Raw genomic sequence first — 14,752 nt, forward strand, 5'->3', positions numbered from 1 at the left:
GGCAACCGGCAAGCGTCCAGGCAGTGACCCCTGTGGATCGACTTCATCACTGACTCAAGGACGACTTTCATGCTTTCGCTTCTTTTCCGCTTCCGCCGTACGCCATTGGCCCGGGCCGCGTTGTGCCTGGGGCTGGCCTTGCCGCTGCCGGCGGCCATGGCCCAGGCGGGCGCCCCGGTGCCGGTGGTGCGCTTCGACATCGCCGCGCAGCCGCTGGCCGGTGCGCTGGACCAGTTTGCCCGCCAGGCCGGGTTGCAACTGGTGTTCCAGCCGGGGCTGGCGGCGCAGCGCCAGGCACCGGCCGTGCGCGGCGAGCTGCCGCTGCGCCAGGCGCTGGATGCCCTGTTGCAGGGCAGCGGCCTGCATGGCCAGGTGCGCGACGGCACGCTGACCGTGCAGCCCGTCGTGTCCGGCGAGCAGAGCCTGCCCGAGGTGAAGGTGGTGTCGAACCAGCTCGGCGAGATCACCGAGGGCACGGGCAGCTACACCCCCGGCACCATCGCCACGGCCACGCGGCTGGTGCTGACGCCACGCGAGACGCCGCAGTCCGTGAGCGTGGTCACGCGCCAGAAGATGGACGACTTCCAGCTCACCAGCATCGACCAGGTGATGGAACACACGCCGGGCGTGAGCATCGTCACTTACGACAGCGAACGCACGGAATACTTCGCACGCGGGTTTGCCATCCAGAACTTCCAGTACGACGGCATTCCGATGATGCGCGACTCGTCCTACTCGGCGGGCAACACGCTGTCCGACATGGTGATGTACGACCGGGTGGAGGTGCTCAAGGGCGCCACGGGGCTGCTCACGGGCGTGGGTACGCCGGGCGCGACCATCAACCTGGTGCGCAAAAAGCCGACGCGTGAATTTCAGGGGCACATCACCGGCAGCGCGGGCCGCTGGGACAGCTACCGCACCGAAGTCGATCTGAGCGGGGCACTGAACGCCAGCGGCAGCGTGCGTGCCCGTGGGGTGGCTGCGTACAGCGACCGGCATTCGCACAAGGATGGCTATCGGCGCAAGACGGACGTGTTCTACGGCATCGTCGAGGCCGACCTTACGTCCAGCACCCTGCTGACCCTGGGGCTGGATGCCCAGCACAACAAGCCGCGTGCGTCCACCTGGGGCGGCATCCCGGTGCTGAATGCGCAGGGGGAGTTCAATGCCATGCCGCGCTCGTTCAACAACGGCGCGAGCTGGAGCCATTGGGACCAGTACACGCGCACCGGCTTTGCCACGCTGGAACACAGCTTCGACAACGGCTGGTTGGTCAAGGCGCAGTTCAACCACCAGGTCAATGGCTACGACGCCAACCTGGGGTCTGCGGCCAGCGGCCACCCCGATCCGGTGGATGGCTCGGGCGTGTCGATGTGGGCGGGCCAGTACGTCGGGCGCACCACCAGCAAGGCCGGCGATGTCTACCTGAGCGGGCCGCTGCGCCTGGCAGGCCGCGAGCATGAGCTGGTGCTGGGCGCCAGCATGGCCAACCGACGCTGGAAGAACAGCAGTTGGTGGGATGCCGGCAGCTATGACAAGAGCGTTGCCGACTATTACCGGTGGAACGGCCAGGTGCCCAGGCCGAACTGGAACCCGGCGCCGGACGGCACCAATGACGAAACCACCCGCGAGCGGGGCCTGTACGTGACGGCCCGCTGGAATCTGCGCGACGACTGGAAGCTGATCACCGGCGGGCGCTGGTCCAGCTACCGCAATCGCGTGGCCGGGCAGGACGAGTCCGGCGTATTCGTGCCCTACCTGGGCACGGTGGTGGACTTGAACGACGCCTACTCCCTCTATGGCAGCTACACGGGGATTTTTACGCCCCAGTCCTTGCAGGACGAGCAGGGCCGCCGGCTCGACCCGCTGCAGGGCAAGAACTACGAGGTGGGCATGAAGGCCAGCTTCATGGGCGGGCGCCTGAATGCGTCGGCTGCCGTGTTCCAGCTGGAGCAGGACAATTTCGGCGTCGAAACCGGGGGCGTGACGCCCAACGGGGGTACGGCCTACCGGGCGATCAAGGGCGTCAAGAGCAAGGGCTACGAGATCGAGGTGGCCGGGCAGATCACACCGGCCTGGCAGTTGCAGGCGGGTTATTCGCACAGCGTCTCGCGCCAGCAGGGCGAGCGCGTGTCCACGCTCACGCCGGTCAGCCAGTTCAGCCTGTATACCAGCTACAAGTTCGGCGCCAGCCTGCCGGGGCTGACGCTGGGCGGCGGCATGCGCTGGCAGGACAAGACCTGGGGGGATGTCTCCACGCCGTCCGGCCAGTCCGTCAGGCACACGGTCAAGAGCTACTGGCTGATGGACCTGATGGCGGGCTATGCGTTCAACAAGAACCTGTCGGCCTCGCTGGTGGTGAACAACGTGCTGGACAAGAAGTATTACTCCATCTTCAGCTGGTACAGCACCTATACCTGGGGGGAGCCGCGCAGCGTCAATGTGAGCCTGACCTACAAGTTTTAAGAACCTGTTCACGATCTCCGCGCGGGTGTGCAGTCACGCAATCGGGCGCTCTGCGGCGTTGCAAATCCTCGCCATAGCACCGCTATGGCTGCGGTTTGCGCCTGGCAGCCCATCCCGATCCGCATCCCGCACCCCTTCGCGCCGAGATCGTGAACAGGTTCTAAGTGCCATGAACGGGGCTGCTGCCGATGGCGGAAAAACAAAAGTGGCCCTTTTTCGGTTTTCGTTTGTCATAGAGGGAGGAGGGCCGTTTCTGGCGGTCCTTCGTCCCGCACCTTCCTGATCGTTTTCTTTCCACCTTGTGTCCCATGTCCAGTCCCCTCGCCGCCCGTTCCGGGCTTTCCGTGTTGTCCCGCGTGCTGGCCGCAGTGCTGGGCGGCTATGCCTGCACCTGGGGCTTTATCGCCCTGGGTACGGCGGGCCTGTTCGCCCTGGGGCTGGAGTTTCACGATGCCGAGCATCTGAGCGCCATGCTCGGCGTGCTGCTGTACCTGGCGGTGTTCCTGTGGGCCATTGCTGCCCGCAGCCTGCGCCGGGTGTGGGCCGTGCTGGCGGGCGGCGGGGCGCTGATGGCCGTGGCCGCCTCGCTGGTGCAGTGGGGGCTGGTGTGAACCATTTGGTCAGTCGCTTTCAGAATCCTTGATGGAGAAAAACGGATGTTCCCCTCGTTCCGCCACGCCATGACCTGGCTGCACACCTGGTTCGGCCTGACGCTGGGTCTGGTGCTGATGGCCTGCTTCTTCTTCGGTGCCTTGTCGGTGTTCGACCGCGAGATCGACCGCTGGGCGATCCCCCAGTCGCGCTTTGCGCCGCAGCCCATGCCGTCGTTCGACACGCTGCTGCGTCCGGTGTTCGAGGACATGCAGCCCAGCCGGCAGAGCCTGGATTTCATGCGCGATCGCGTGCAGGGTGCGCTGCCCGAGCGGTTCGACACCGTGCGCCGCTGGGGCGCCTACACCACGCACCGCGACCCGGTGCTGGGCCTGTTCGCTGGCTACGAGGTGCCCAACGCCAAGGACCCCGAGGAAGCCGTCTGGGGCAACCGCACCATCGACCCGCGCAGCGGCGCTGCCCTGCCGGACGACCAACTGAAGATCGGCAGCCAGTTCTTCTACCCGCTGCACTACAGCCTGAACCTGCACTGGGCCGACCTGGGCTATTGGATCGTGGGTTTTGCGGGGCTGATGATGCTGGCGGCGCTGGTCAGCGGCGTGGTCATGCACCGCAAGATTTTTCGCGAGTTCTTCACCTTCCGCCCGAAGAAGGCCACGCAGCGCAGCACGCTCGATCTGCACAACATGACCGGCGTGCTGGCGCTGCCGTTTCACTTCTTTTTCGCCTTTACCGGGCTGGTGATTTTTGCGGGCATCTACTTCCCGGTGTCGCACACCCAGCTGGAGCCGCTGCACGAACTGCACGAGCAGATGGAGGCACAGGAAACCGGCCTGCCGCACGACCGCGCCGGCGTGGCCGCGCCGCTGGCCTCGGTGGATGCCATGGTGGCCGAGGCGCAGCGCCGCTGGGCCGCCAGGGACATGGCAGGCGAGGTGGGCTTTCTCGCGCTGCAGCACGTGGGCGATGCCAACGGCTACGTCAGCATCTACCGCGCGGGCACCGACCGCATCGCGCTCACCGGCGAGGGCATCCACTTCAAGGCCAGCACCGGCGAGGTGCTGCGCGAAGACCCGCCGCGCACCGCCGTGGACAGCATCAACACCTTCCTGACCGGGCTGCACCTGCAGCACTTTCGCCACTGGCTGCTGCGCTGGCTGTACGTGCTGGGCGGGCTGATGGGCTGCGCGTGCATTGCCACGGGCTTCATCTTCTTCGTCGAAAAGCGCAAGAAGCAGCACGCCCGGCAGGGCAGCCAGGGGGCGCGGGTGGTGGATGCGCTGGCAGTGACCACCGTCACCGGCATGGTGATCGCCACGCTGGCCATCCTGATTGCCAATCGGCTATTGCCTGACACATTGCCCGCCGCTTGGCCGCAGGCCTTGCAGCACCGGGGCGATGTGGAGCAGTACCTGTTCTGGGCCGCCTGGGCGCTGGCGCTGGTACATGCCTTCTGGCGCAGCGCCCCGGTGGCCCGGGGCGGGCGCAACCCGGCCTGGCGCGAGCAGTGCGCGGCGATTGCCGTCCTGGCCGTCCTGGCCGTGGGCCTGAACTGGCTGACCACGGGCGACCATTTGTTCAAGACCCTGTTCACCGCGCCCTACTGGCCGGTGGCCGGGGTCGATCTGGCCCTGCTGGCCAGTGCCGTCGCCGCCGCATGGGCCGCACGGCGGCTGGGGCAGCATACGACCGCACCCGTGCGGCAGGGGGAGGTGGCCCATGCGTGATGCGGTATTGCTGACGGCGGCCCTGCTGGCCTGCACGGCAGGCATGGGCTGGCTGGCGCTGGCCATGGACGACCATTGGGCGCAGGTGCGGGCCAGTGCGCCCAGCCGTGCCCAGGCGCTGCGCCTGCGCGTGCTGGGCGCAACGGGGCTGCTGGTCGGGCTGGCGCTGTGCCTGCGGGTGGACCATGCCTCGATGGCGGTGCTGGTGTGGGTGATGGCGCTGGCGGCGGCCGCGCTGGCCGTTGCCCAGGTTCTGAGCTGGCGGCCCCGCTGGCTGCGGGCGCTGGCCTGGGTGGCGGGATGAAGCAGGCCGTGCCTGAACGGGAAGGCCGGGCGATGCCGGGTGGCGTGCGCAGGGCCGGGGCGGCGGTGGTGGTTATCGTGCTCGTGGCCGTCCTGGCCGGGGTGGCGCTGTGGCAGCAGGCCCGGCCCGCCGTGGTCTACCGGAGTGAGGTCGTGGCCCGCAGCGATATCGAGGCCACGGTGACCGCCATCGGCACGTTGCAGCCGCTCAGTTACGTGGACGTGGGCGCCCAGGTCTCGGGCCAGATCATGCGGCTGGCGGTGGCGCCGGGCGACCCGGTGACCAAGGGCGACTTGCTGGTCGAGATCGACCCCAGCGTGCAACGCGCTGCGGTGGATGCCGGGCGGGCGTCGCTGGCGGGCCTGCGTGCCCAGCTGGCCGAGCAGCAGGCCCAGGCCCGGCTGGCCGAACAGCAGCTGGCACGCCAGCAGGCATTGATCCTGCACCGGGCCACGCCCGAGGAGGCAGTGCAGACCGCGCAGGCCAACCATGCCGTGGCCCTGGCACGCATGGCCCACCTCAAGGCGCAGATCGACCAGACCCAGGCCACGCTCCAGGCCGATGAGGCCCGCCTGGGCTATACGCGCATTTACGCGCCCATGTCCGGCACGGTGGTGGCGGTGGAGGCACGGGAGGGGCAGACGCTGAACGCCACCTACCAGACGCCCAACGTCCTGCGCATTGCCGACCTGTCGGCCATGACGGTCTGGACCGAGGTGTCCGAGGCCGACGTGCGCCGCGTCCGGCCCGGCATGGCGGTCTACTTCACCACGCTGGGCGGCGCGGGCCAGGCCCGGCCCCGGCGCTGGAGCGGTACGGTGCGCCAGGTGCTGCCCGCGCCGGTCGTCAGCCAGGCCGCCGCCCCGGCCACCAAGACGGTGGTCTACACGGTGCTGTTCGATGTGGGCAATGCCGATGAGGAACTCATGCCGCAGATGACCGCCCAGGTGGTCTTCGTCACGGCCCAGGCGCTGCAGGCGCTGGCCGTGCCGCTGGCGGCGGTGCAGGAGGACGTCGGCACAGGCCCGCAGGTGCGCGTGCTGGATGCGCAGGGCCGGGCCCAGCCCCGCCGCGTGGCGCTGGGCGTGCGCAGCCGCCACCAGGTGCAGGTGCTGGACGGTCTGGCCGAAGGCGAGCGCGTGGTGATCGGGGAAACCGAGCAGGCCGGTGGCCTGCGGTGGCTGCAATGGTGAGTGCGGCGCCGGATGTGCTGATCTCCCTGCGCGGCATTCGCAAGCACTACGGCGGCGATGCCAGCGGGCAGCCTGCGGTGACGGTGCTGCATGGCATCGACCTGGACATCCGCGCCGGGGAATTCGTGGCGGTGGTGGGCAGTTCCGGCTCGGGCAAGTCCACGCTGATGAACATCCTGGGCTGCCTGGACCGGCCCGGCGCGGGCAGCTACCGTTTCCAGGGCCGGGACGTGGCGCAGATGGATGCCGACGCGCTGGCCTGGCTGCGGCGCGAGGCTTTCGGCTTCGTGTTCCAGGGCTACCACCTGATTGCCAGCGAAAGCGCGAGCGAGAACGTGCAGATGCCCGCCATCTATGCCGGCCTGCCCCGGCACGAGCGCCAGCACCGCGCCTGGGCGCTGTTGCAGCGCCTGGGCCTGGGCGAGCGCCTGGACAACCGGCCCCACCAGCTCTCGGGCGGGCAGCAGCAGCGCGTCTCGATTGCGCGGGCGCTGATGAACGGCGGGCGCATCATCCTGGCCGATGAACCCACGGGCGCCCTGGATTCGCGCAGCGGCGCCGAGGTCATGGCCCTGCTGCGCGAGCTGGCGCAGGCCGGGCACACCATCATCCTCATCACCCACGACCGGGCCGTGGCCGCCCAGGCGCAGCGGGTGATTGAAATCCATGACGGGCGCATCCTGAGCGACAGCGCCCGTCAGGCCGTGCCGCCGGCGGCCGACCATGCGGTGCTGCCGGTGCAGGTGCCCGCATCGGGCCGGGCGGCGGCGACGCCCTGGCTGGCCGAACTGGCCGAGGCCGCCCGCAGCGCCTGGCGCGGAATGCGCATGAACCGCGTGCGCACCAGCCTGACGCTGCTGGGCATCGTCATCGGTGTGGCGTCGGTCATCGTCATGCTGGCCATCGGCGAAGGGGCGCGGCGCAAGGTGGTCGAGCAGATGGGCACCATGGGCACGGCCATCCTGTATATGGGCAGCCAGCCACCGGCCACGGGCGGGCCGGCGGGCCAGATCACCGAGGAAGACCTGGCGGCGCTGCGCGAACTGCCCGAAATCCGGCGCGTCATGCCCGTCATTGGCGACCCCGTCACCGTGCGCTACGGCAGCGCCGACAAGCAGGTGTACGTGTTTGCCGCCAGCCAGGAGATGCCGCTGGTACACCACTGGCCGCTGGCCCTGGGCCGTTACTTCACCGAAGCGGAAGACCGCAATCTGGCGCCGCTGGTGGTGCTGGGCGCCAAGGCGCGGCGCCACTTCTTTCCCGATGCGCCCCGGCCGCTGGGGCAGCAGCTCATCATCGGCAGCTCGGCCTTCGAGGTCATCGGCGTGATGAGCGAGCGCGGCGCCGATTCCGGGGCGCAGGACTACGACGACATGGTGTTCATCCCCTACCGGTCCGGGCGTGCCCGCGTCTACCAGGCGCAGACCCAGCCGGACTATGTGGTCGTCGAGGCGGCCTCGTCCGACGCGGTGCATGACGCCGAGCAGGCAATGCGTCGCACCCTGCTGGCCCGCCATGGCGGGCGCGAGGACTTCGGCATCGGCAACGCTGCGGCCCGCATCCAGGCCGAAGCGGCCACGCGCCAGAGCATGGCGGTGATGCTGGGCCTGATCGCCGCCGTCTCGCTGGTGGTGGGCGGCATCGGCGTGATGAACGTGATGCTGATGACGGTGCGTGAGCGCACGCGCGAGATCGGCATCCGCATGGCCGTGGGCGCCCGCCAGAGCGACATCCTGCGCCAGTTCCTGACCGAGGCCAGTCTGGTCACCCTGGTCGGCGGCTCCTTCGGGGTGGCGGCGGGGCTGACCGTGGGCGCCGTGCTGATGGCCGCCGGCGTGCCCGTGGTGTTTTCGGTGCGGGCCATGCTGGGCGCGTTTGCCTGCGCCGTGGCCACCGGGCTGGTGTTCGGCTACATGCCGGCCAGGACGGCGGCGCGGCTCGACCCGGTGCGTGCGCTGGCGGGGGAGTGACGCGGGCGCATGTGCCGCGCCCTGCCCCGGTGCGGGCCGGGGTTCACTGTGATTTTGGCCGTGACTTTTGCCGTGACAATCGCGCCATGTCTGCTGCCATCGCCCACCCCGCCATGCCCCCCACCACCATCATCCTGTTCGCCCACGGCTCGCGCGACCCGCGCTGGGCGCAGACGCTCGACCACCTGCAGGCGGCGCTGGAGCAGCAGGCCGCCGCACAGGGCCGCGCCTGCGTGGTGCGCCAGGCGTTTCTGGAGCTGATGGAGCCGCGCCTGCCCCAGGTGCTGGCCGAACTGGGGGCGCAGGGCGTGACGGCGGTGGCGGTGCTGCCGGTGTTCTGGTCGGAAGGCGGCCATGTGCTGCGCGATTTGCCGGCCCTGATCGACCAGACGCAGCAGCAGTTCCCCGGCCTGCAGGTGCAGACCTGGCCGGTGCTGTCGCGCTGGCCGGGGCTGCTCGACTGGCTGGCCGGGCAGGCTCTGGCGCAACTTGATGCGTGATAGCTATAAAAATAGAAGCTTTTTCCGATGATATACAAATGTTTTTATGATTGTTCATATCTGAAATTCAATGTTTGAGCGCGGTAAAAGCTATCAAAAATAATGATTCCAGGGTGTCCGGGCGATTTTGCGAAAGAATCTAGGGTTTTCCCTGTAATTTAAAAGGTGCTACCTCTGCGACATTTCGAGACCTTCTAGGGTTGCACCTTGGTGCACCCTTTTCTGTTTTGAGGTTGTTCGTTATGTCCACCACCATTGGTATCAAAGTTGATGAAGCGCTGCGCGAGCGCATCCGCACGGCTGCCCAGAATCTTGGGCGCACCCCGCACTGGCTGCTCAAGCAGGCCGTTGTCCAGTATGTCGATGCGCTGGAGCGCGGCCTGCCCAGCATCCGCCTGCTGGGCACCGATGCCATGCCGGGGGACGAGGGTGTCGAAGAGGTGCAACCTGCCGCCGCGCAAGAGGTGCAACCATTCTTGCACTTTGCCCAGTCCATCCTGCCGCAGACACCGCTGCGGGCTGCCATTACCGCCGCCTGGCACCGGCCCGAGACCGAGTGCCTGCCCGCCCTGCTGCCCCTGGCGCGGGCGAGCGATGCCGAGCAGGCGGACAAGATCCACACCCTGGCCGCCAAGCTGGTGCAGGGGCTGCGCGATGCCCCGGTGACCAGCGGCGTGGCCGCGCTGGTGCAGGAGTTTTCGCTGTCCAGCCAGGAGGGCGTGGCGCTGATGTGCCTGGCCGAGGCGCTGCTGCGCATCCCCGACAAGGCGACGCGCGATGCGCTGATCCGCGACAAGATCAGCCACGGCGACTGGAAGGCGCACGTCGGGCGCTCGCAGTCGATGTTCGTCAATGCCGCCGCCTGGGGGCTGGTGCTGACCGGCAAGCTGACCAGCACGAACAGTGAAAAAAATCTTTCGTCGGCGCTGACCCGCGTCATCGGCAAGGGCGGCGAGCCGCTGATCCGCCAGGGCGTGAACCACGCCATGAAGCTGATGGGCGAGCAGTTCGTCACCGGCCAGAACATTGCCGAGGCGCTGGCCAACAGCCGCAAGTACGAGGCCCAGGGCTTCCGCTACAGCTACGACATGCTGGGCGAGGCCGCCACCACCGAGGCGGATGCCCAGCGCTACCTGCGCGACTACGAGCAGGCCATCCACGCCATCGGCGCGGCCTCGGCCGGGCGCGGCATTTTCGAAGGGCCGGGCATCTCGATCAAGCTCTCGGCCCTGCACCCGCGCTACAGCCGCGCCCAGTACGACCGCGTGATGGCCGAGCTGCTGCCGCGCGTGCTGCGTCTGGCCGAGCTGGCCAAGCAGTACGACATCGGCATGAACATCGACGCCGAGGAGGCCGACCGCCTGGAGCTGTCGCTCGACCTGATGGAAGCGCTGTGCGCCGCGCCCTCGCTCAAGGGCTGGAGCGGCATCGGCTTTGTCGTGCAGGCCTACCAGAAGCGCTGCCCGCACGTCATCGATTACCTGATCGATCTGGCCCGCCGCAGCCGCCGCCGCCTGATGGTGCGGCTGGTCAAGGGCGCGTACTGGGACAGCGAGATCAAACGCGCCCAGCTCGACGGTCTGGCCGGTTACCCCGTCTACACCCGCAAGGTGTATACCGACGTGAGCTATCTGGCCTGCGCCCGCAAGCTGCTGGAAGTGCCGGACGCGATCTACCCGCAGTTCGCCACGCACAACGCGCAGACGCTGGCCAGCATCTACCAGTTGGCGACCAGCGTGGGCGGCAGCTACTACAGCGGCCAGTACGAGTTTCAATGCCTGCACGGCATGGGCGAGCCGCTGTACGCCCAGGTCACGGGCGCCATCGCCGACGGCAAGCTGGCCCGGCCCTGCCGCGTCTATGCCCCGGTGGGCAACCATGAAACCCTGCTGGCCTACCTGGTGCGCCGCCTGCTGGAGAACGGCGCCAACACCTCGTTCGTGAACCGCATCGGCGACCCGAGCGTGCCGGTGGTCGAACTGGTGGCCGACCCGGTCGAGGAAGTCATGCAGATTGCCAACCAGGAGGGCCGCCTGGGCGCACCGCACCCGAAAATCCCGCTGCCTGCCCACCTGCTGGCCCAGGGGGCGCAGGGCCGCGCCAACTCGCGCGGGGTGAATCTGGCGCACGAGCAGCAACTGGCCTCGCTGGCCGCCGCGCTGCTCAGCAGCACCACGCAGCACTGGCTGGCCGCCCCGGCGGACGTGCCCCTGCCCGCCGACCCGGCGCAGACCGAAGGCTGGGCCGCGATGCGCAACCCGGCCGAGCTGTCCGACACCGTGGGCTGGGTGCGCGAAGCCAGCGCTGCCGATGCCCAGGTGGCCGCCGAACGCGCCGCCCGCGCCGCGCCCATCTGGGCGGGCACCCCGCCCGCCGCCCGTGGCGACGTGCTGCAACGCGCTGCCGATCTGCTGGAGCAGCGCAGCCAGGTGCTGATGGGGCTGATCGTGCGCGAAGCCGGCAAGACCTTGCCCAACGCCGTGGCGGAAATCCGCGAGGCCGTGGACTTCCTGCGCTACTACGGCGCCATGGTGGCCGACCAGTTCGACAACGCCCGCGAACGTCCCCTGGGGGTCATCCTGGCGATCAGCCCGTGGAACTTCCCGCTGGCCATTTTCTGCGGCCAGGTGGCCGCCGCCCTGGCAGCGGGCAACACCGTGCTGGCCAAGCCCGCCGAGCAGACGCCGCTGACGGCAGCAGCCATGGTCGCCATCCTGCACGAGGCCGGGGTGCCGCGCGATGCGCTGCAATTCGTGCCCGGCCAGGGCGAAACCGTGGGCGCCGCCCTGGTGGCGCATCCGCAGGTGGCGGGGGTGATGTTCACCGGCTCCACCGAGGTGGCCCGCATCATTGCCCGGCAACTGGCGCAGCGCCTGTCGCCCGCAGGCCAGCCGATTCCGCTGATTGCCGAAACCGGCGGGCAGAACGCCATGATCGTCGATTCGTCCGCCCTGGCCGAACAGGTGGTGGGCGACGTGCTGACCTCGGCCTTCGACTCGGCGGGCCAGCGCTGCTCGGCCCTGCGCCTGCTGTGCGTGCAGGAAGACGTGGCCGAGCGTCAGCTCACCATGCTGCGCGATGCCCTGCACGAATGGAGCCTGGGCAACCCCGACCGCCAGAGTACCGATGTCGGCCCCGTGATCGACGAAGAAGCCCGCGCCCAGATCGAGGCGCACATCCGGCAGATGCAGGATGCGGGCCAGAAAGTCACCCGTGTGCAGCGGGCCGACGGTGCGCTCAACGGCCACTTCGTCGCCCCGGCCATCATCGAAATCGACAGCGCCCAGCGCCTGACCCGCGAAGTCTTCGGCCCGGTGCTGCACGTCATCCGCTTCCAGCGCGACCAGCTGGATGCGCTGGTGGACGACATCAACGCCACCGGCTACGGCCTGACCTTCGGCGTCCACAGCCGCATCGACGAAACCATCGACCGCCTGACCCGCCGCATCCACGCCGGCAACGTGTACGTGAACCGCAACGTGGTCGGCGCCGTGGTCGGCGTGCAGCCCTTTGGCGGCATGGGCCTGTCCGGCACCGGCCCCAAGGCGGGCGGGCCGCTGTACCTGTACCGCCTGGTGCAGGGGCAGCCCAATACGGCCCTGGCCGCATTGCCGCGCTCCGAGCAGAGTGCCCCGGCCCCGCAACTGCTGGCCAGCCTGCAAACCACGGTGATCGCCGGGGTGGAGCAGTCGGGCCGCATCTGTGCCGAAGCGCTGGCCGCCTCGCGCCTGGGCACCAGCCTGCTGCTGACCGGCCCGACCGGGGAGAGCAACCGCTACCGCCTGCTGCCGCGCGGTGCTGTCTGGGCACTGCCGCGCACGCCGCTGGGCCTGGTCCACCAGGTGGCCGCCGCCCTGGCCACCGGCAACCCCTGCCATGTGGTGCTGCCCGCGCAGGACAACGGCTGCGCCGCCGCCTGGCACGCCGTGCGTGCGGCTGCCGGCGATGCCGGTACGGCCTGGCTGCACAGCGCCGACAGCGCCAGCCTGGAAGACGCCGCCGTGCCCATGAGCGCCCTGCTTTTCGAGGGCGATGGCGATGCCCTGGTGGCCATCACCACCAGGGTGGCAGCGCGTGCTGGCGCCATCGTGCGCATCGAGAGCCGCAGCAGCGAGGCGCTGCACGCCGGCCAGGGCTATGACCTGGCCGCCCTGCTGCATGAACAGTCCATCAGCACCAATACGGCAGCAGCGGGCGGCAATGCCCAGCTGATGACCATGGCCTGAAGCCCGTTTCAACGGAAGGAAAAAGACAAACGTGTCCGGTAATTTCTACACCTACATCGCCTTGGCGCTGTACTTCGGCCTGATGCTGCTGATCGGCTATCTGGCATTTCTCAAAACCAGCGACCACGAGGGCTACATGCTGGCCGGGCGCGGCCTGCCGCCCTGGGTGGCGGCGCTCAGTGCGGGCGCTTCGGACATGTCCGGCTGGCTCATCATGGGCCTGCCCGGGGCCATCTACACCACCGGCCTGATCGAAGGCTGGATCGCCGTGGGCCTGTTCATCGGCGCCTACCTGAACTGGCGGCTGGTGGCGCCCCGGCTGCGGGCCTACACCGAAGTGTCCAAGAACTCCATCACCCTGCCCAGCTTCTTCGAGAACCGGCTGCGCGACAACACGCGCCTGCTGCGCAGCGTCTCCAGCATCATCATTTTGGTGTTCTTCACGCTGTATTGCTCCTCGGGCATGGTGGCGGGCGGCAAGTTCTTCGAAAGCGCCTTCGGCGGCGACTACATGACGGGCCTGCTGCTGGTGACGGCGGTGACGCTGGCGTACACGCTGTTCGGCGGCTTTCTGGGCGCTTCGCTGACCGACGTGGTGCAGGGCCTGATGATGGTGGTGGCGCTGATCGTGGTGCCTGCCGTGGCGATTTTTGCCGTGGGCGGCATGGGCGAAACCGCCAGCCTCGTCACCACCGTGGGCGCAGGCAATCTGTCGCTGATCGGCTCGGGCAAGATGACGGCGGGCGCAGCGGCGCTGGTCATCGTCTCCGGCCTGGCCTGGGGGCTGGGCTATTTCGGCCAGCCGCACATCGTGGTGCGCTTCATGGCCCTGCGCACGCCGCAGGAGGCCGCCAGCGCCCGCCGCATCGGTGCAAGCTGGCAGTTCCTGTCGCTGGGCGGCGCGGTGTGCAGCGGCCTGATCGGCATTGCGTATTTCAGCAAGTTCGGCAATGCCCCCGCCGATGCCGAAACCGTGGTGCTGCTGCTGTCGCAGGTGCTGCTGCACCCGCTGATTGCGGGCTTTGTGCTGGCTGCCGTGCTGGCCGCCATCATGAGCACGCTGTCCAGCCAGTTGCTGGTGTGTTCTTCCGCCCTGGTGGAAGACATGTTCCTGGCCACACGCAAGACCGCGCCCAGCCAGCGCACGCTGATGCTGCTGGGCCGCGCCGGGGTGCTGGCGGTGGCCATCATCGCGGCGGTGCTGGCGGCCAACCCCAGCGACACCATCCTGGGCCTGGTGGCCTTTGCCTGGGCCGGGTTCGGCGCCTCCTTCGGCCCGCTGGTGCTGCTCAGTCTGTATTGGCGCAAGCTGACCAACATCGGCGCACTGGCCGGCATGGTGGCCGGCTCCGTCATGGTCTTTGTGTGGAAGCAGTTGGGCACCGGCGTTTACGAGCTGCTGCCCGCCTTCATCGTCAGCATGGTGGTGATGGTGCTGGTCAGCCTGGTCACCTACAGGCGCAACGAGGAAATCGAACGCGAGTTCGAGCAGACCTGCAAGGCCGTGGCCTGAAAAAGCCGCCTGCCTAGACCCCTGTGCCGCAGGGGTGTGATGCAAAATAAAGAGCTTTCTCCGCTCTGAAAATAAGGGTTTCAGGTTGTTTTTAGCCTGAAACCCTTTGTTTTTGTGTGGAAGAAGCTTTTGTTTTGAGAGTGGTTGGCCGTTCTCGCTCCCTCCATCGGCATGTCCGCCTGCGCTCCCTCAAGGTGGCCGACAATCAGACGATATATAAAAAAGTATTTCAACCCCCCCT

9 protein-coding genes are annotated in these 14,752 nt (G+C 68.3%); all 9 read left to right on the plus strand.

Annotated features, from left to right (window positions below; genetic code table 11):
- Positions 1-69: 69 nt before the first annotated feature.
- The 9 genes from ACFO3A_RS08260 to putP all read left to right on the plus strand — a co-directional run bounded on the left by ACFO3A_RS08260 (position 70) and on the right by putP (position 14,511).
- Positions 70-2,466, plus strand: a complete 2,397-nt coding sequence (locus ACFO3A_RS08260) for a TonB-dependent siderophore receptor (RefSeq protein ID WP_377725547.1) — start codon at positions 70-72, stop codon at positions 2,464-2,466.
- A gap of 308 nt (positions 2,467-2,774) precedes the next feature.
- On the plus strand, positions 2,775-3,077 hold the full coding sequence (locus ACFO3A_RS08265; RefSeq protein ID WP_377725548.1) for an iron uptake protein: 303 nt from the start codon (positions 2,775-2,777) through the stop codon (positions 3,075-3,077).
- A gap of 45 nt (positions 3,078-3,122) precedes the next feature.
- Positions 3,123-4,805 carry a PepSY-associated TM helix domain-containing protein gene (locus ACFO3A_RS08270; RefSeq protein WP_377725550.1) on the plus strand — a complete coding sequence of 561 codons (1,683 nt, stop codon included), beginning with the start codon at positions 3,123-3,125 and terminating at the stop codon, positions 4,803-4,805.
- Complete coding sequence (locus ACFO3A_RS08275; protein WP_377725552.1) at positions 4,798-5,109, plus strand: DUF3325 domain-containing protein; 312 nt, start codon at positions 4,798-4,800, stop codon at positions 5,107-5,109. The genes ACFO3A_RS08270 and ACFO3A_RS08275 overlap by 8 nt, the downstream gene beginning before the upstream one ends.
- 32 nt (positions 5,110-5,141) lie before the next feature.
- Entirely contained in the window at positions 5,142-6,302 is a 1,161-nt protein-coding gene (locus ACFO3A_RS08280; RefSeq protein WP_377725742.1) for an efflux RND transporter periplasmic adaptor subunit, read from the plus strand.
- Positions 6,296-8,272 carry an ABC transporter permease gene (locus ACFO3A_RS08285; protein WP_377725743.1) on the plus strand — a complete coding sequence of 659 codons (1,977 nt, stop codon included), beginning with the start codon at positions 6,296-6,298 and terminating at the stop codon, positions 8,270-8,272. Before ACFO3A_RS08280 ends, ACFO3A_RS08285 begins: the two co-directional genes overlap by 7 nt.
- A gap of 86 nt (positions 8,273-8,358) precedes the next feature.
- Complete coding sequence (locus tag ACFO3A_RS08290) at positions 8,359-8,772, plus strand: sirohydrochlorin chelatase (protein WP_377725553.1); 414 nt, start codon at positions 8,359-8,361, stop codon at positions 8,770-8,772.
- A gap of 242 nt (positions 8,773-9,014) precedes the next feature.
- Positions 9,015-12,998, plus strand: coding sequence for a trifunctional transcriptional regulator/proline dehydrogenase/L-glutamate gamma-semialdehyde dehydrogenase (gene putA / locus ACFO3A_RS08295; protein ID WP_377725554.1), 3,984 nt, complete (start codon positions 9,015-9,017; stop codon positions 12,996-12,998).
- 31 nt (positions 12,999-13,029) lie between these two features.
- The gene (putP, locus tag ACFO3A_RS08300; RefSeq protein WP_377725557.1) at positions 13,030-14,511 is read left to right on the plus strand and encodes a sodium/proline symporter PutP; all 1,482 of its coding nucleotides are present in this window, start codon (positions 13,030-13,032) and stop codon (positions 14,509-14,511) included.
- The last annotated feature ends 241 nt before the right edge of the window (positions 14,512-14,752 follow it).

It is taken from the genome of Comamonas nitrativorans, from assembly GCF_042654765.1.
Classification (GTDB): domain Bacteria; phylum Pseudomonadota; class Gammaproteobacteria; order Burkholderiales; family Burkholderiaceae_C; genus Comamonas; species Comamonas nitrativorans.

Bases quoted from the DNA above. Each gene is read 5' to 3' on its own strand.
- ACFO3A_RS08260 (WP_377725547.1), top strand. From the start codon at position 70: ATGCTTTCGCTTCTTTTCCGCTTCCGCCGTACGCCATTGGCCCGGGCC.
- ACFO3A_RS08265 (WP_377725548.1), top strand. From the start codon at position 2,775: ATGTCCAGTCCCCTCGCCGCCCGTTCCGGGCTTTCCGTGTTGTCCCGC.
- ACFO3A_RS08270 (WP_377725550.1), top strand. From the start codon at position 3,123: ATGTTCCCCTCGTTCCGCCACGCCATGACCTGGCTGCACACCTGGTTC.
- putA (WP_377725554.1), top strand. From the start codon at position 9,015: ATGTCCACCACCATTGGTATCAAAGTTGATGAAGCGCTGCGCGAGCGC.
- ACFO3A_RS08280 (WP_377725742.1), top strand. From the start codon at position 5,142: ATGCCGGGTGGCGTGCGCAGGGCCGGGGCGGCGGTGGTGGTTATCGTG.
- ACFO3A_RS08285 (WP_377725743.1), top strand. From the start codon at position 6,296: ATGGTGAGTGCGGCGCCGGATGTGCTGATCTCCCTGCGCGGCATTCGC.
- ACFO3A_RS08290 (WP_377725553.1), top strand. From the start codon at position 8,359: ATGTCTGCTGCCATCGCCCACCCCGCCATGCCCCCCACCACCATCATC.
- ACFO3A_RS08275 (WP_377725552.1), top strand. From the start codon at position 4,798: ATGCGTGATGCGGTATTGCTGACGGCGGCCCTGCTGGCCTGCACGGCA.